The organism is Microcella indica (assembly GCF_013414345.1).
GTDB classification, from domain to species: domain Bacteria; phylum Actinomycetota; class Actinomycetes; order Actinomycetales; family Microbacteriaceae; genus Microcella; species Microcella indica.
Genome location: NZ_CP058670.1, coordinates 2489945 through 2506710, shown reverse-complemented (window position 1 = coordinate 2506710; position 16766 = coordinate 2489945). Strand labels below are relative to the sequence as shown.

Sequence of the window (16766 nt, the reverse complement as noted above, 5' to 3'; positions counted from 1 at the left end):
CGGCGCGAGGGCCTAGGGTTGCGCGAGTGACCGATGCTCCGCTCGACCGCGTGCTCGAACTCCTGCGCCGCCGCCCCGACGTCGAGACGCCCGAGCTGCGGGCCTGGGACGCCGCCGACCGCTACCTGCTCGACACGGCCGAGCCCTGGCTGCGGGACCGGCCCGCCGAGGTCGCCGTCATCGAGGACACCCACGGGGCGCTGACCCTCGGCGCTCTCGCCCTCGGTGCGCAGCACGTGCGCGTGCACCAGGACTCGCTCGTGGCGCGTCGGGCTCTCGACGCCAACGCGGGCGACGCCGGCGTCACAGCGATCAGCCACCATGCGCTCGCCGACGTCGTCTCGAGGGATGCCCGGCTCATCCTTCTGCGCCTGCCGCGCTCGCTCGACCGACTCGACGCGATCGCGCGCGAGGTCGCTCGCTCCGCCCACCCCGATGCCGTCCTGCTCGCGGGCAATATGGTCAAGCACATGACGCCGACCCAGAACGACGTGCTGCGCCGCAGCTGGGAGCGGGTCGACGTCTCGCTCGCGCGGGGGAAGGCGCGGCTGCTGACCGCGCGAGGGCCGCGCGACGTCGCGCCGCTCGAACCCGCTGTCGGCGAGGCGCCCGAGCACGGCCTGCGCATCGTCGCGCGGGCGGGTGTGTTCGGCGGGGCATCCCTCGATATCGGAACGCGCGCCCTCCTGGAGGTCGCCGAGCAGTGGCCCGCCTACGAGACCGCGATCGACCTGGCGTGCGGGTCCGGCGCGCTCGCCGTCGCGCTCGCGCGCCGCGCTCCCACAGCAAGGGTCATCGCGACCGATGTCTCTGCCGTCGCCGTCGAGAGCGCACGTCTCACGGCCGATGCCAACGGCGTCGAGGTCGACACGGTGCAGGACGACGGCCTGTCGACGCAGCCGACCGACAGCGCCGACCTCATCGTGCTCAACCCGCCGTTCCACGTCGGGGCGGCCGTGCACACCGGCGTCGCGCTGAGGCTCTTTGCCGAGGCGGGGCGCGTGCTGCGCCCTGGCGGGCAGCTGTGGAGCGTGTGGAACAGCCACCTGGACTATGCGCCCGCCCTCGAGCGCGCGGTGGGCCCGACGCGGCAGGCTTCCCGCGGGCCGAAGTTCACGGTGACCGTCTCGCGGCGGCGCTGACGAGCGCCGGGTGAGCTACCGCTCGCCGTAGCTGCGCACGGCCGCGAGCTGTTCCCGCAGCTCGGCCGCGGCGAAGCGCGGCCCGTAGCCGGGGGTATCCCGCTGAATGCGCCAGCTGTCGCTGAGCGGCCCGCCGACGATCGCGTCGAATCCGATCGCCTCGACGAGCTCGGTCACGCGCCGCACCGCCGCGTCATCGTCGCCGTACACCATGAGGGCACGACGCGTGGAGCTGCCGGAGGGCTCGGCGTGGGCCGAGATGTCGGCGGCGGGGATGTGGTTGAAGGCCTTCACGACCGTCGACTCGGGCAGGTGCTGCGCCACCCACTCTGCGGTCGTGAGGCGCTCCTCGTCGAGCTCGGCGATGCTGCCGTCTCGGCCCGGGTAGTAGTTGTTGGTGTCGATCACGATGCGCCCCGCGAGCGATTCGCTCGGGATGCTCGGCACGACGCCGAGCGGAACCGTGAGCACGACGAGTTCGCCCGCACGGGAGGCCTCCTCGACGGTGCCGGGGGTCACGGTGCCGCCACCGCCCGCCGTGACCTCGGCGGCGAACTCCTCGAGCGAGGCGGGGCCGCGCGAGTTCGCGATCACGATGTCGTGCCCGAGCCTCGCGAATGCGCGGGCGAGCTGCGAGCCGATGTTGCCGGAACCGATGATGCCGAGAGTCGTCATGGTGGGCTTCAAGCGATTGCCCCGGCGGAGTATTTCCCGCTTGTGAGCGGCCTGCGTGTTCGCCGTGAGCAGAGCCTCGGAACGGGCATCCGCTAGCGGAGTCGAGCACCGCGGCGTAAACTTGAGTCACCGCGACTCAACATTGCCGCGCACCCTCTGCCCCGCAGGAGAACACGATGGCCAACATGCAAGGTGCCCCCTCCAGTCAGGAGGCCCAGAAGTCTGCCCTCGAGCAGTACGGCGTCAACCTCACCGAGATCGCCCGCTCCGGCAAGCTCGACCCCGTCATCGGCCGCGACGCCGAGATTCGCCGCGTGAGCCAGGTGCTCAGCCGCCGCACCAAGAACAACCCAGTTCTCATCGGCGAGCCCGGCGTCGGCAAGACCGCCGTCGTCGAGGGGCTCGCCCAGCGCATCGTCGCGGGCGACGTGCCCGACTCGCTCAAGGACAAGCAGCTCGTGGGTCTCGACCTCGCCGCCCTCGTCGCCGGCGCCAAGTACCGAGGCGAGTTCGAGGAGCGTCTCAAGGCCGTTCTGAAGGAGATCGACGACTCCGACGGCCAGGTCATCACGTTCATCGACGAGCTGCACTCCCTCATGGGCGCCGGTGGCGGTGAGGGCTCGGTCGCGGCAGCGAACATGCTCAAGCCCATGCTCGCCCGAGGCGAGCTGCGTCTCATCGGTGCGACGACGCTCAACGAGTACCGCGAGTTCATCGAGAAGGACGCCGCGCTCGAGCGCCGCTTCCAGCAGGTCTACGTCGGCGAGCCGAGCGTCGAGGACACGGTCGCGATCCTGCGCGGCCTCAAGGAGCGCTACGAGGCACACCACAAGGTCTCGATCGCCGACAGCGCGCTCGTCGCGGCTGCCTCGCTCAGCAACAGGTACATCACCGCGCGCCAGCTGCCCGACAAGGCGATCGACCTCGTCGACGAGGCGGCGAGCCGGCTCAAGATGGAGATCGAGTCGAGCCCCGTCGAGCTCGACGAGCTCAAGCGCGCCGTGACGCGCCTCGAGATCGAGGAGCTCGCCCTCAAGAAAGAGAAGGACGACGCGTCGAAGGCCCGGCTCGAGAAGCTGCGCGGCGAGCTGGCCGAGAAGACAGCCGAGCGGGATGCCCTGCAGAAGCGTTGGGCGGCCGAGAAGTCGGGCCTGACCGCCGTCGGCGACCTGCGCACGCGCCTCAACGACGCGCGCATCGAGCTCGACCGCGCCATGCGCGAGGGGCAGTACCAGGAGGCCTCGCGCCTCAACTACGAGGTGATCCCGGGCATCGAGACGCAGCTCGCGGAGGCCGAGTCGGCCGAGAGCGGCCCGCGCATGGTTAACGACCAGGTGACGGACGAAGACATTGCCGCGGTCGTGGCGGCCTGGACGGGCATCCCCGTCGACAAGCTCACGCAGGGCGAGACGGAGAAGCTGCTGACCCTGGAGGCGGAGCTCGGCAAGCGCATCATCGGTCAGAAAGATGCCGTCGTGGCCGTGTCGGAGGCGGTGCGCCGCACGCGCGCGGGCATCAGCGACCCCGACCGCCCGACCGGCTCGTTCCTCTTCCTCGGCCCCACGGGCGTCGGCAAGACCGAGCTCGCGAAGGCGCTCGCCGACTACCTGTTCGACGACGAGAAGGCGCTCGTGCGCATCGACATGAGCGAGTACGGGGAGAAGTTCGCCGTCTCGCGCCTCATCGGCGCCCCTCCCGGTTACGTGGGCTACGAGCAGGGCGGCCAACTGACCGAGGCCGTGCGTCGCCGCCCCTACTCGGTGATCCTGCTCGACGAGGTCGAGAAGGCGCACCCCGAGGTCTTCGACCTGCTGCTGCAGGTGCTCGACGACGGCCGGCTCACCGATGGCCAGGGTCGCACCGTCGACTTCCGCAACACGATCCTCATCCTCACCTCGAACCTGGGCTCGCAGCTGCTCATCGACCCGTCGCTCGAGTGGGAGGCGAAGGTCGCCGGCGTGAACGACATGGTGCGGCAGGCCTTCAAGCCGGAGTTCGTCAACCGGCTCGATGACATCGTGGTGTTCGCACCGCTCACGACGGACGATCTCGGCCAGATCGTGTCGCTGCAGATCGATCGCCTCGAGCGCCGCCTCGTCGACCGTCGCCTGCAGCTGGCGGTGACGCCGGATGCTCGCACGTGGCTCGCCGAGCGCGGCTACGACCCCGTGTACGGGGCGCGGCCGCTGCGCAGGCTCATGCAGCACGAGATCGACGACGCCCTCGCCCGCGCGATCCTCTCGAGCACGATCGCCGACGGCGACGTGGTGCGCGTCGACGTCGCCCCCGAGGGCACGGACGGCCTCGTCGTCTCGCGCATGGAGGTCTGAGGTCGCAGGTCCGCTCAGCCGTCCCACGCCGCGCGCACGGCGAGGAGGATGATGATGCCGCCCCCCACGAGGGCCGTGATGCGCGCGCCGATCGGCCCGACGAGGGCCCGGCCGGCGAGGGCGCCCGCGGTCGTGAGCAGCAGCTGCCAGCTGAGCGAGGCGGCGAACGCCGCCGCGACGAAGACGATGCGCTCGAGCGGCGAGGCGTCGAGGGCGAGCGTCGAGCTGCCGATGAGCGCGGCGAAGTAGACGACCGTCACGGGGTTCACGAGCGTGAGGGCGCCGACGGTGAGGAAGAGCCGGCGCGCGGTGGTCGTGCGCGAGGCCGTCGCCGTGCTGCCGGACGGGGCGGGCGCCGGGGTCGTGTCGCTCAAGGCTGCGTCGGCCAGGGGTGCGTCGGCCGGGGCTGCGTCGGTGGGAGCATCCGCGCTGATCGGCGGCACGTGCCTCGGCGCTGCGCGCAGCCCGGGCAGCGCGATCATGATGCCGAGCGCGACGAGCACGATGACGGAGAGCCAGCGGAGAGGTTCTTCGATGAGCACGATGACCGGCGCGATGGCTGCTCCTGCCACGACGGCGATCGTCGCGTAGAGGCCGTCAACCGTCGCGGCACCGAGTGCGCCGCCCGCGGCGACGCGTGCGCCGTGGCGCGCGCCATGCGTGATGAGGAGCGCCGCGATCGCCCCGACCGGGATCGCGATCGCGTACCCGGCGAGCAGGCCTGCGGTGAGGCTGGAGAAGAGCGCATCGCTCACGCTCGGTTCCTTTCTGGAGGGTCGTGCTGACGTGAGTGAGAGGGGTCGCGCACCGCGCTGGCCGGCAGGGCCGATGTGCGCGGTGCGCAACCGGTGTCGTGTCAGCAGCAGACGCCGCCGCAGCAGCCGTCCTCAGTGAACATGGTCATGTCGTCACCTCCTGTAAACATCGATGAACATCAATGTACTCAGCTATATCGATGTCTGTCAATGCGGACGCGCCCCGTCGCCCGTCGCCCCGACGACTGTGCTTCAGAATCGCCAGTGTGCTCGTTCGCGACAGCACAGTTGCCGCGTAGCGGCACAGTGTCGACGGCGCAGGCGGTGAGGGCTCGGGGCGGGAGGGGCTTGGGCGGCAGGGGCTCGGGCGGCAGGGCCTAGACGAGCGCGGGCACGACCTCGCGCTCGAACAGCTCGATGCCGCTCGTGTCGTAGGCCGCCTCGGCGAAGTAGGTGATCGCGTAGGTCATGCCGAGCTGCTGCATGCCCTGCAACTGCTCGATGATCTGCTCAGGGGTTCCCGCAAGCCCGCGACCGTTGCGCAGATCGGCGACGGCCTTCTCCGCACGCTCGGCCCCGAGGTACCGCGTGAGCCGCGCCTCGATGGTGGCGATGCGCTCGGCGACCTCGGCCTCGTCGCGCCCGACGACGGTGTTGTAGTTCGACGACCGCGTGATGGCGTCGAAGCTCGTGCCGAGCCGCTCGCAGTGCCCGCGCAGCACCTCGCTCTTGTGGGTGAACTCCTCGGGGGTGCCGGCGAAGTTCGTGTACTGCCCGTACTGCGCGGCGATGCGCAACGTGACCTTCTCACCGCCTCCGGCGATCCAGAACGGGATGCCCTGCTTCTGCACCGGCAGGGGCCGAACGATCGCGCCCTCGACCTTGTAGTAGCGGCCGTTCAGCGTCGCGGTCCCCTCCGACCAGGCCTGCCGCATGATCTGCACGCCCTCGTCGAGCATCCGCAGGCGGTCTCCGATCTCCGGGAACCCGTACCCGTAGGCGTTCCACTCGTGCTCGTACCAGCCGCCGCCGATGCCCATCTCGACGCGCCCGTGCGAGACGTGGTCGACCGTCGCGGCGACCTTGGCGAGGTACGCGGGGTTGCGGTAGCCCATGCACGTGCACATCTGCCCGAGGCGCACGCGCTCGGTGACGGCGCCGAACGCCGACATGAGGGTCCACGCCTCGTGCGTCGCCTCCTCGCTCGGCACGGGGACGGTGTGGAAGTGGTCGTAGACCCAGATCGACTCCCACGGGCCCGCGTCGGCGTGCTGCGCGAGGCGCTTCATCACCGCCCACTGCTCGTCGGGGTCGATGTCGACCAGGTCGTGCCGCCAGCCTTGGGGAATGAAGAGTCCGAAGCGCATGAGGCTCAGCGTACGCCCGGCTGCGCCCTACCTGCCGAGCTCGTGGTGCACGATGCGCAGGAAGGCGTCGATGTCGTCGGCGCTCGTGTCGAAGGCGCACATCCAGCGCACTTCGCCGCGCGCGCGGTCCCAGTCGTAGAAGCGCACCTTCTCGCGAATGCGGTCGGCCGCATCGTTCTCGAGCACCGCGAAGACGGCGTTGGCCTGGGTCGGCTGGCTGAACGACAGCGATCCCTCGAGAACCTCTCCCCGCGCGATCATCGTCTCGAGCCCGGTGCGCAGGCGCGCTGCCATGGCATTGGCGTGGCCCGCGGAGCGCACGCCGAGGCCGCCCTCGAAGAGCGTGAGCAGCTGCGCGCTCACGAAGCGCATCTTGCTCGCGAGCTGCATCGACATCTTGCGCAGGTAGGTGAGGCCCGGGGCGCGGGAGGGGTCGATCACGACGATCGCCTCGGCGCCGAGGAGCCCGTTCTTGGTGCCGCCGAGAGAGAGGATGTCCACTCCCACGTCGGCGGTGAACGCGCGCAACGACGTGCCGAGCGCGGCGGCGGCATTCCAGATGCGGGCGCCGTCGAGGTGCAGGGCCATGCCGTGCGCGTGCGCGTAGTCGGCGATCGCGCGAATCTCGTCGGCCGTGTAGAGCGTGCCGAGCTCAGTCGTCTGCGTGATGCTCACGACGAGCGGCTGGGCGCGGTGCTCGTCGCCCCAGCCGAAGGCCTCAGTCGCGATGAGCTCCGGGGTGAGCTTGCCGTCTGGAGTCGGCACGGGCAGCAGCTTCAGCCCGCTCACCCGCTCGGGGGCGCCGCCCTCGTCGGTGTGGATGTGCGCGGTCGCGCTGCAGATCACGGCGCCCCAGCGCGGCATGAGCGCGGTGAGCGCGAGCACGTTGGCGCCCGTGCCGTTGAAGACGGGGTACACCTCGGCATGCTCGCCGAACTCCTGCCGCATCACCTCACCGAGGCGCTCGGTGTACTGGTCTTCGCCGTAGGCGACCTGGTGGCCCTCGTTGGCCTCGGCCAGAGCCGTCAGCACCTCGGGGTGCACACCGGCGTAGTTGTCGCTCGCGAAACCGCGGCGGGTGGAGTCGTGGAGTCTCGTCACGAGCCCATTCTCCCGCACCCGCCGCGGTTTCGCGGCGACCGTCGTGAGCGCCGCCGGTCAGCCGCGCAGGGCCTCACCGAGCTTGACGCGCGACCCGGTGCGCAGGAGCGAGTTGCCGTAGATCCGGGCCCCGAGCGCGACCACGACGACGGTCGTGGCGACGAGGATCGCGAGGGAGACCAGGGGCTCCCACCACTGGGCGGTCTCGAGGAAGATGCGCATGGGCATCCCGACCGGGGCGGAGAACGGCACGTACGACATGATGCCCAGCACGAGCTCGTTGTCGTTGAAGAAGATGACGAGGAAGTACGGGATCATCACGAGGTAGGTGACCGGGGTCAGCACCGAGCCGACGTCCTCCATGCGGGAGACGAGTGCCGCCGACGCCGCGTACATGGCGGCGAGCAGCACGAAGCCGATGGCGAAGAAGCCGAGGAACCAGGCCACCGAGACCCCGAGGTCGCTGATGAGGATGTCTTGCCCGATCACCATGAGCCCGATGCCGGCCAGCACGGCGATCGCGATGATCTGGCCGAAGGCGAGGATCGAGTTGCCGACCACCTTGCCGGCGAGCAAGGCGCGCGAGGAGATCGACGACAGCAGGATCTCGACGACGCGCGTCTGCTTCTCCTCCACGACGCTCTGCGCGATCGTGCCGCCGAAGGTGACGGCGGAGATGAAGAAGACGATGCCGAAGCCGAGGGCCACGAAGTAGACGATGAAGCCGTCGACCTCCGGCTCGTCGAGGAGGGTCACCTCGGGGGCGATCGAGAGGGCCTGAATGAGGATGCCCGGCGCCCCTTCGAGCCCGATGACCTCGATCGCGGGGCCGCCTTCGGCGGGGTCGTCGAGCGGCACGGCGGCGCCGTCGACCTCCCCGTCGCGCACGAGGGTCTCGGCTTCTGCGCGCGTGGGCACCTCGGTGACCTCGATGCCGGGAAGGCCCTCGAGCTGCTCGGCGACGACGCCGACGGCCGCGACGGGGGTGTCTCCCTGGTTGCGGGAGACGAGCCCGCCGATGACGATGGAGGCGAGCACGACGAGCATGAGGATGATCGTCGAGATGACGAAGGCTTTGGAGCGCAGCTTCTGGGTGACTTCGCGGCCGGCGACGAGGGTGACGGACTCGCGGAAGCGCGGGGCAGGCGAGGTGGCGGGGCCGCGGGTGGCGGCGGTGCTGGTGGCGGGGGTGGTGCTCATCACTTCACGACCTCTCGGAAGATCTCGGTCAGGGTGGGTCGGCGGGGGGTGAAGCTGTGCACGGCGCCGAGGGCGGCGGCGCGCTGCAGCACGACCTGGGCGGCGTCGGCGTCGGCCTCGAAGAGCACGTAGCCGCCGTCGAACTCGAGCACGGTCGCGCCGGGGATGTCGCGCACCCAGCCGGCGTCCTCCCCGCTCAGGAGCTCCCACTGGGAGCCGGTGTTGGCGGCGCGGAGCTCGTCCCGTGGCCCCGCGGCGCGGATGGCCCCGCCGGCGATGATGACGAGGTCGTCGCACAGGCGCTCGACGAGGTCGAGCTGGTGACTGGAGAACAGTACGGGGGCTCCCCGGGCGGCGAACTCGCCGAGCACGCCGAGAACCGTCTCGACGGCCATCGGGTCGAGGCCCGAGAAGGGCTCGTCGAGCACGAGCACGTCGGGGTCGTGGACGAGGGCCGCGGCGATCTGGGCGCGCTGCTGGTTGCCGAGGGAGAGCTTCTCGATGGGCTCGTCGCGGCGCTCGGTCAACTCGAGGCGGTCGATGAGCTCGTCGGCCCGCACGGCAGCGTCTCGCGCCCGCACTCCGCGCAGACGCGCGAGGTAGACGAGCTGCTCGTGCACGCGCATCTTGGGGTACAGCCCGCGCTCTTCGGGCATGTAGCCGAAGCGCCGGCGGTCGTCGGCGGTGAGCGGCTCACCGTGCAGCGTGATGCGGCCGCTGTCGCTCGCGAGCACACCGAGGATGATGCGCATCGCCGTGGTCTTGCCCGCCCCGTTGCCGCCGACGAAGCCGGTGAGGCGCCCGGCGCCGACCCCGAAGCTCACGTCGTCGAGCGCGGTGCGGTCGCCGAACGACTTGGTGACGTTCTCGATCTGCAGCATGGTGCTCCCTTCCCGGGGTGCTCGGCGATCCCGGTATCTCGACGCTAGGCGTGCGAGGGGGTGCGCCGCATCCGCCGTGAGGCGGGCGCGGGGTCCGTCAGTTGGATGACCCGCCTGGCCCGCTCTCGCCCGGCACGGCGACGCCGTTCTCGTAGGCGAAGACGACGGCGTGCACGCGGTCGCGCAGCCCGAGCTTGAGGAGGATCTTGGAGACGTGGGTCTTGACGGTCGCCTCGCCGAGGTACAGCTCGCGGGCGATCTCGCCGTTGCTCAACCCCCGCGCGAGCAACCGCAGCACTTCGGCTTCCCGCTCGGTGAGCTCGTCGAGACGCGCGTCGGGGGCGGGCCGCTCCCGGCTCGCGGTGACGCGCTCGATGACGCGGCGTGTGACGTCGGAGGCGAGGAGCGCCTCACCTCCCGCGACGACGCGCACGGCTTCGAGCAGCTTCTCGGGGCTCGCGTTCTTGAGCAGGAACCCGCTCGCGCCCGCCTCGAGGGCGGCGAACAGGTAGTCGTCGCGGTCGAAGGTCGTGAGAACGAGGATGCTCGGCTCGAGCCCCTCGGACCGGATTCGCCTGGTCGCCTCGAGCCCGTCGACCCCCGGCATCTGCACGTCCATGCAGATGACGTCGGGGCGCAGCTCGCGCGCGGCCTCGAGCGCGCGAGCACCGTCGGCGGCCTCCCCGACGACCTCGATGCCCGGCTCGCTCTCGAGGATGACGCGGAAGCCCGCGCGCACCAGATCTTGGTCGTCGACCAGGAGCACGCGGATCACGGGCTCGCTCATGAGCCGACCTGCTCGGTCACGAGGAGCGGCACGGTCGCGCGCACGAGATACCCGCCGCGCTTGCGCGGCCCCGCCTCGAGCGCTCCTCCGATCGCGGCAAGTCGCTCGCGCATGCCGATCTGCCCGAGGCCGCCGGACGCGCTCGTCGTGGTCTGCGAGCTACGGGCGCCGTGGCCCGTGTCGGCCACTTCGAGCTCGACCCGCTCGGGGCTGAACCTGAGCCGAACATCCATCGTCGCGGTCGCCCCCGCGTGCTTGAGGCTGTTGGTGACCGCCTCCTGTGCGACGCGGTAGAGCGTCGTGTCGATGACGGGGGAGAGCGGCTGCCGATCGCCGACGATCGTGAAGTCTGCTGTTCGGCCCGCGGCGCGCACGTCGTCGAGGAGTGCCTCGAGCTGGGCCGTGCCGCGCGTGCTCGGTCCGTCCGTCGCGTCGCCTTCGCCGCCGATACCGCGCAGGGTCGTCACGAGGCGGTGCAGCTCGTCGACGGCGTCGCGCGCCGAGGTCTCCACCGAGCCGAGTGCGCTGATCGCCGGGGCGGGGGCGTCGGCACCGAGTGCCCGGCGTGCCGCACCCGCCTGGATTCCCATGACGGAGACGTGGTGGGCGACGACGTCGTGCAGTTCGCGGGCGATGCGCACGCGGTCGAGGGTCACGGCCTGCGCCGCGGTGAGCTCGCGCTCCGCCTCGAGCTCGTGCGTGCGAGCCTTGAGCTCGGCCCTCTCGCGCGCGGCACTCCATGCCCGATCACCGAAGGCCCACGCTCCTGCGAAGTAGAGGATGTTGGTGACGATGCTGATGAGCCCGATGGCGACGCCGGGCGCGATGAGGCCGATGCCCGAGTCCTCCGGCGCGAGCGAGGTATCGAAGGCGGCCCGGGTGATCTCCCAGAACAGCCAGCCGAACATGGCGACCACGACGACGATGCGCGCCACGAGCGCGTGCCGGCGTGAAGATGACCACGCGCCGATCGAGTACATCGCCATGAACAGCGCGATGTTGCTGAACAGCACTTCGGGCACCTTGTTGTAGAGGGCGCAGATGTAGACGATCGAGATGACGGCGGTGACGGTGATGGGCGCGACCCTGCGCCACACGAGCGGGCCCGAGATGCCGAGCACGACGAGTGCCGCTTGCCACAGCACGGGAGGCTCGTCGAAGAACTCGGCCGAGACGTAGAGCAGGATCGCGAGCGAGGCGCCCACAGCAATGCCGAGCGCCAGCAGCCCGTCGGTGCGCATGCCGGCGACGCCGGGCGTCGGGCGCACCCAGTTGCCGTCGGCGTCGACGGTGGAGGGCGGGCGGGTCTCGGCAGTCACCCCAGAACGCTAACCCGCGTGCACCGGACCGCGCATCCGTCTCACGACGGAGCCAGGTGCACGACCGCGCCGTTGAGCTGCTCGTGCCCGAGCTCCCACAGCCCCGCGCACGCCGCGGCGAGCTGCGCGGTCGTGTCGCCCTCGTCGAGTGCGCCCGCCACGAAGGTCACGGCCGCGGTCGGCGTGCCCTTCACTCGCCAGCCGGTCGCGAGCGCTTGAGTCCACGCTTCCGCGGCCGCCTTGAGCGTGACGTAGTTGGCCATGCCCCATCGTGGCTGCGCGACGGCGGTCGAGCTCACGATCGCGAGCCGCCCCGCGCTGGACGCGCTCAGGTCGTCCCGCAGCTCGCGGCTCAGCACCCGCAGGGTCGTGAGCACGCGGCGCTCGAGCCAGTCCCAGTCTTCTTCGGACGATCCCGCTCGCCACCCGCCGACGAGGTGGAGCAGGCCGTCGATGCTCGGCCTGCGCGTCCGCAGCTCGGCCGCCCACTCGCTCACCGCACCCGGCTCGGCGAGGTCGACGACCGCGGTCTCGGCCGCATCCACCTCGGTCAGCGATTCGCCTCGAGACCCAACCGCGACGACGTGCGCTCCCGCCTCCGTAAGCGCCAAGCACACCGCGCGGCCGGCAGCGCCGCCCGCGCCCGCGACGACGATCGTGCGGTCCTGGATGCTCTGCTGGCCCGTCACGCGCTACCGGTGCCCGTGATGCCCGAGGTCGACTCGATCACCGGCGCGATCTTCTTCTGCAGCGCCTCGTAGAACATCGAGAGGGGAAACTCGTCGTCGAGCACGAGGTCGGTGTACCCCTTGAGCGGACCGGCGAGCACGTCGTCGGGCAGGCCGCGCGCCCACGTCGACGCAGGATGCGGCGTGAGCGTCGTCGTGAGGAAGGCGTACGCGGCGAGCCAGTGCGCCGCCTTCGGCCGGTCGATCGAGCGCCAGTACAGCTCGTTGATCGCGTCGGAGAGCGCGACGACGACGTCGGGCACCGCCTCCCACTCGATCGTCAGTCGCGTATCCGTCCAGTGCAGCACCCCGCGCTGGTGCATCCAGGCGAACAGTAGCTGCCCGCCGAGACCGTCGTAGTTGCGCACGCGCGTGCCGGTGAGGGCGAAGCGGAAGATGCGGTCGAAGATGACGGCGTACTGCACGAGGCGCGCATGCTCGCGCGTGACGTCATCCGTGTCCTTGGCCCGCCACAGGGCCACGGCCTCGCGGAAGGCCGTGAGGTCGCACCGCAGCTCCTCCAAGGAGTACAGGAAGAACGGCATGCGCTGCTTGATCATGAACGGGTCGAAGGGCAGGTCGCCGCGCATGTGGGTGCGGTCGTGAATCATGTCCCACATCACGAAGGTGCGCTCGGTGAGCTGCTGGTCGTCGAGCAGCCGTGCGGCGTCGGCGGGCAGTTCGAGCCGAGTGGTCTCGGCCGCCGCCCTCACGACTCGGCGGTAGCGGGCGGCCTCGCGGTCGGCGAAGATCGCCCCCCACGTGAACGGGGGCAGTGCGGGTGCCGCTCCCGGCCCGCTCCCTGCGGGCACGCGCGGGGTCACCGCGACCGACTCGGGGAACAGCACGGCCGAGTTCGTGTCGTAGCCGGAGGTGAAGTCGGCGAACCGCAACCCGAGGTACAGGGCGTTGCCGTACTCGCCGGCCTCGAGCTGCGCGACGAACTCGGGCCAGATGACCTCGCACACGACCGCCTCGACGAGCCGGTCTGGCGAGCCGTTCTGGGTGTACATGGGGAACACCACGAGGTGCGCCACACCGTCGCGTCGCTCGGCCGCCGGCCGGAACGCATCGAGCGAGTCGTAGAAGTCGGGTACCCCGAACCCTCCCGCGACCCACGCGCGGAAGTCCCGTGCGCAGGCCCTCAAGTACGCCTCGTCATACGGGATGCCCGGGGCGAAGTGCTCGAGCGCGTCGACGATCACGGCGACCTGCCGAGCCGCTTCAGCGTGGTAGCGCGTCTCGACGATGCTCCCGTCGTGCACCTGCAGCGGGCGGATGGCCTCGGCGGCCTGCTTCAGGCGCGACCATGCCGGGTCGGCGACGATCGCGGCGGCGGTGAGCGCAGCATCCGTCTGGGCACCGCCGTCCTCGACGACCTCGGGCTCTCCGATGATGGTGCGCGCGCTCGTCGGTGCTTCTGCGTGCGCTGCGTCTGCGTGCGTCGCTTCTGCGTGCGTCATGGGTCCCTCCTTCGTCGATCGCCGTGTTCGGTGCCCGCGCCGTGCGGGCTCCCTGCTGCTGACGAGCCTAGGGACGGAGCCGCGAGCGGTGGTTGCGATCGACGCGGGAAAGTTGCGTCGACGCAGGATGCTGCCGTCGTCGCGCGCGCGGAATGGCGATTCGTGCCGGATCCGCAGGAAAGGCCCGCGACCAGCGCGCCCACGACTGCTAGCGTCGACAGTCGGTCACCGGTCTTCCTGGGGGTGCGCCGGGCAGGGCAATCGCGGTGATCTGAGCGAGAGGCTGACACGAATGGGGTCTTGGCCGATCGTCGCGCGCCCCGATCACGTCGACCGGCTCGTGGATGCGCTCGCGGCCCGCCCTGCACGCGCACAAATGTTGCGCGGGCCCAGCGGGGTGGGCAAGACGACCGTGGCCGCGACGGCCGCGTCAGCACTCGCCGCGAAGGGCCGCACGATCGTGCCCGTCGTCGCTCTCGACGAGCTGCGCGACGTTCCGCTGGGTGCCCTGTCTCCCCTGCTCGGCGCTGAGCGCTTCGCGCCGCACGACGACGTCGCCGACCGGCTGCAGCAGCTCATCGCGCTCGTCGGAGCGCACGCCGACACCTATCTGCTCGTCGTCGACGACGCGCCGCTGCTCGACGCCACCTCGGCTGCAGCGCTGTACCAGCTCGTGCGCGTCTTCGCCGTGCCCGCTCTGCTCACCGCCCGAGACGAGCACCCCATGACGGGAGCGCTCGCGCGCCTTCTGCACGAGGACCTCGTGACGGTGACCGAGGTGCCCGGTCTCGGGCTTGACCAGACGCGTGAGCTGCTGCGCCGCCGCCTCGGCGCCGAGCCGCGACCCGAGACGCTCCGCACGCTGTTCGACGTCACCCGTGGCAACCCGCTCTTCCTGCGCGAGCTCGTGCTCTCGGCCGAGCGCACGGGCCGCGTGCGCTCGGGTCCCTACGGCGTCGAGCTCGACCCCAGCCGCGTGCCGCCGCACATCATCGGCACCGTCGCGAGCCGCCTCGACACTCTTCGCGATGATCAGCGACGCTTCGCCGAGCTGCTCGCCGTCGCCCAGCCGTGGCCGGCGACCGCCACGCGTGCCGAGGACCTCGACACGGTGGACGATCTCGTCGCCGGGGGCTTCGTCGTGGCGAGCGGGGAGGGTGCGGGCGGTGAGGGTGCGAGCGGTGAGGGCGACCGCGCGCACCTTCGACTGGCGCACCCGATCTTCGCGGAGGCCCTTCTCGCCGACCTCGAGCCCGCCGCGCGGAACCGTCTGCGGGAGTCCGCGGCGCGCCGTCTGCTCGCCCTCCCGTCACCGCCGGTGCGCTTCACGGCCGTGTGCCTTCTGCTCGACGCTGGCGCGACAGTCGCGCGAGACGACACGCTGTGGGCGGCCCGCTACGCGCATGCCGTGGGCGATCACGAGCGCGCGATCGCGGCAGCCGACCGCGTGCTCGCCACCGCGACCGAGGAGGATGCGCCCGCGCTCGCCACGGCCCACGTGACGCGCGCCGCCGCGCTCTCCGCTCTCGGACGGGTGGAGGAGGCTGACGAGGCCTTCGCACGGGCGGAGGCGAGTGCGCGGGCAGGCGCGGCCGCGGAGACTCTGGCCATCGTGCACCTGCGGTGGGGGCAGCACACGGCGCTGCGGCGGCACGAGCCCCGGGCTGCGGCGGACCGCATCGTGAGCATCCTCGACGACCTGGATGCGACCGGGCGCGCCCTGCTCGAGCCCGATCTCGCCAAGTGGCGCCTCATGGCCGGTGATCGCGAGGTTCTCGCTTCGCACGTCATACCGCCGGCAACGCTCGACCGTGCCCGCGGCGCCGACCCTGCCCCGGGCGCCGGCCCAGGGGATGCCGCCGAGCATGCAGCCGGGCATGCCGCCGAGCTCACGGCCGCTCTCGGCACAGCCATGATCGCGACGATGGCCGGCCGCATCGACGACGCGAGCGCCGCCATCGCCTCGGGTCGGCCGCTCGCCGCGCGCTTCGCCGAGGTGGTGCCGTACGGCGAGAGCCTGCTCGACCTCAGTGCGTTCCTCGTCGATGTGGCGCGGGGCCGCATCGATGATGCGCGCGCATTCGCGGAGGCGCGCAGGCTCGAGCCCTTCGCGGAGTCATCGGGAGTGTGGTCGTACGCTCTCGCGCTCATCCACCTCCACGGCGGGCGACTGCACGATGCCGCTCCCCTCGCGGTGCTCGCCGTCGATCAGCTGCGGTGGCGCGACTTCACGGGCCTCCTCGGCCCGGCGCTCGCCCTCGCGTCGACCGTGCACGCTCAGCGCGGTGATCAGGCCAGTGCCCGCGCGTTCCTCGACGCGCTCGAGCCGGCCCACCACGACGACGTCAAGGTTCGCCTGCAGGCGGCGGAGGCGCAGGCCTGGCTCGCCGCGGCCGAGGGAGACCCTGAGTCGGCGAGCGCCGCGCTCACCTCGGCGGTGCGCGTCGGCGTCGAGGCTGGCCACCTCCTCCTCGCCGCTCTGACGGCCACCGTGGCGCTGCGGCTCTCCTCCGGCGGCGAGGTGCTCGACCTCGTGTCGAGCGCCGCAGCCTCCTCGGGCGCCCCGTTCCTCGAGCTTGTGAGGAGGGCGGCAGAGGCCCGAGAGCACCACGACGCGGCCGCGGCCGTGGAGCTCGCCCCCGCGCTCACGACGGCCGGCCTCGGAGCGCTCGCGTTCGGCCTCGTGTCAGCGGCGCCCGGGTGGGAACCGGACGACCGGATGCTCGTGCGCCGTGCCCGCGTGACCGCGAGCGAGCTCTCCCGCACCGTGGTGTCGCCCTCCCGCCCCAGGCACGCGCGCGACGATGCCGGCCTCACCGAACGGGAGTGGACGGTCGCGACCGCGGCGGCTCGCCGCGAGCGCAGCCGTGAGATCGCCGAGCGACTCGGGGTTTCGGTGCGCACGGTCGACAACCACCTGTCGAACATCTATCGCAAGCTCGGCGTGCGCGGTCGTACCGAGCTCGAGCGCGAGCTGCGCGAGTTCCTATAACTCGCGCAGCCTGCGCCGCTGGGGGA

General features: G+C 71.3%; 13 protein-coding genes. 3 read left to right on the top strand and 10 right to left on the bottom strand.

Annotated features, from left to right (window positions below):
- Window positions 1-26: 26 nt before the first annotated feature.
- Entirely contained in the window at window positions 27-1142 is a 1116-nt protein-coding gene (locus tag HUJ41_RS12205) for a class I SAM-dependent methyltransferase (protein WP_179872772.1), read from the top strand.
- A 15-nt stretch (window positions 1143-1157) separates the two neighbouring features.
- On the opposite strand, the gene HUJ41_RS12200 is transcribed toward HUJ41_RS12205, so the two are convergent.
- The gene (locus HUJ41_RS12200; protein WP_431356470.1) at window positions 1158-1829 is read right to left on the bottom strand and encodes an NADPH-dependent F420 reductase; all 672 of its coding nucleotides are present in this window, start codon (window positions 1827-1829) and stop codon (window positions 1158-1160) included.
- Window positions 1830-1993: 164 nt separating this feature from the next.
- Here HUJ41_RS12200 and HUJ41_RS12195 point away from each other — a divergent pair, with 164 nt between their 5' ends.
- Window positions 1994-4147 (top strand): ATP-dependent Clp protease ATP-binding subunit, encoded by a 2154-nt coding sequence (locus HUJ41_RS12195; protein ID WP_179872770.1) that lies wholly within the window; start codon window positions 1994-1996, stop codon window positions 4145-4147.
- Between the two features lie 14 nt (window positions 4148-4161).
- Here HUJ41_RS12195 and HUJ41_RS12190 read toward each other — a convergent pair whose 3' ends face one another.
- The 9 genes from HUJ41_RS12190 to HUJ41_RS12150 all read right to left on the bottom strand — a co-directional run bounded on the left by HUJ41_RS12190 (window position 4162) and on the right by HUJ41_RS12150 (window position 13748).
- Window positions 4162-4902: a LysE family transporter gene (locus tag HUJ41_RS12190; RefSeq protein WP_179872769.1), complete on the bottom strand. Its 741-nt coding sequence runs from the start codon at window positions 4900-4902 to the stop codon at window positions 4162-4164.
- Between the two features lie 377 nt (window positions 4903-5279).
- Window positions 5280-6269 (bottom strand): LLM class F420-dependent oxidoreductase, encoded by a 990-nt coding sequence (locus HUJ41_RS12185; RefSeq protein WP_179872768.1) that lies wholly within the window; start codon window positions 6267-6269, stop codon window positions 5280-5282.
- 27 nt (window positions 6270-6296) lie between these two features.
- Entirely contained in the window at window positions 6297-7370 is a 1074-nt protein-coding gene (locus HUJ41_RS12180) for a threonine aldolase family protein (protein ID WP_179872767.1), read from the bottom strand.
- A gap of 57 nt (window positions 7371-7427) precedes the next feature.
- Window positions 7428-8570: an ABC transporter permease gene (locus tag HUJ41_RS12175; RefSeq protein ID WP_179872766.1), complete on the bottom strand. Its 1143-nt coding sequence runs from the start codon at window positions 8568-8570 to the stop codon at window positions 7428-7430.
- Window positions 8570-9451, bottom strand: coding sequence for an ABC transporter ATP-binding protein (locus tag HUJ41_RS12170; RefSeq protein ID WP_179872765.1), 882 nt, complete (start codon window positions 9449-9451; stop codon window positions 8570-8572). The genes HUJ41_RS12175 and HUJ41_RS12170 overlap by 1 nt, the downstream gene beginning before the upstream one ends.
- 97 nt (window positions 9452-9548) lie before the next feature.
- Complete coding sequence (locus HUJ41_RS12165) at window positions 9549-10238, bottom strand: response regulator (RefSeq protein ID WP_281363099.1); 690 nt, start codon at window positions 10236-10238, stop codon at window positions 9549-9551.
- Complete coding sequence (locus tag HUJ41_RS12160) at window positions 10235-11557, bottom strand: sensor histidine kinase (RefSeq protein ID WP_179872764.1); 1323 nt, start codon at window positions 11555-11557, stop codon at window positions 10235-10237. Before HUJ41_RS12160 ends, HUJ41_RS12165 begins: the two co-directional genes overlap by 4 nt.
- A gap of 41 nt (window positions 11558-11598) precedes the next feature.
- On the bottom strand, window positions 11599-12246 hold the full coding sequence (locus HUJ41_RS12155; protein WP_179872763.1) for an SDR family NAD(P)-dependent oxidoreductase: 648 nt from the start codon (window positions 12244-12246) through the stop codon (window positions 11599-11601).
- The gene (locus tag HUJ41_RS12150) at window positions 12243-13748 is read right to left on the bottom strand and encodes a DUF6421 family protein (RefSeq protein ID WP_179872762.1); all 1506 of its coding nucleotides are present in this window, start codon (window positions 13746-13748) and stop codon (window positions 12243-12245) included. Before HUJ41_RS12150 ends, HUJ41_RS12155 begins: the two co-directional genes overlap by 4 nt.
- Before the next feature lie 292 nt (window positions 13749-14040).
- Here HUJ41_RS12150 and HUJ41_RS12145 point away from each other — a divergent pair, with 292 nt between their 5' ends.
- Window positions 14041-16740 (top strand): helix-turn-helix domain-containing protein, encoded by a 2700-nt coding sequence (locus tag HUJ41_RS12145; RefSeq protein WP_179872761.1) that lies wholly within the window; start codon window positions 14041-14043, stop codon window positions 16738-16740.
- Window positions 16741-16766 lie beyond the last annotated feature (26 nt).

Excerpts from the sequence above, each read along its gene's own strand:
- HUJ41_RS12195 (WP_179872770.1), top strand. The coding sequence starts at position 1,994 with ATGGCCAACATGCAAGGTGCCCCCTCCAGTCAGGAGGCCCAGAAGTCT.
- HUJ41_RS12185 (WP_179872768.1), bottom strand. The coding sequence starts at position 6,269 with ATGCGCTTCGGACTCTTCATTCCCCAAGGCTGGCGGCACGACCTGGTC.
- HUJ41_RS12175 (WP_179872766.1), bottom strand. The coding sequence starts at position 8,570 with ATGAGCACCACCCCCGCCACCAGCACCGCCGCCACCCGCGGCCCCGCC.
- HUJ41_RS12170 (WP_179872765.1), bottom strand. The coding sequence starts at position 9,451 with ATGCTGCAGATCGAGAACGTCACCAAGTCGTTCGGCGACCGCACCGCG.
- HUJ41_RS12165 (WP_281363099.1), bottom strand. The coding sequence starts at position 10,238 with ATGAGCGAGCCCGTGATCCGCGTGCTCCTGGTCGACGACCAAGATCTG.
- HUJ41_RS12150 (WP_179872762.1), bottom strand. The coding sequence starts at position 13,748 with ATGACGCACGCAGAAGCGACGCACGCAGACGCAGCGCACGCAGAAGCA.
- HUJ41_RS12145 (WP_179872761.1), top strand. The coding sequence starts at position 14,041 with ATGGGGTCTTGGCCGATCGTCGCGCGCCCCGATCACGTCGACCGGCTC.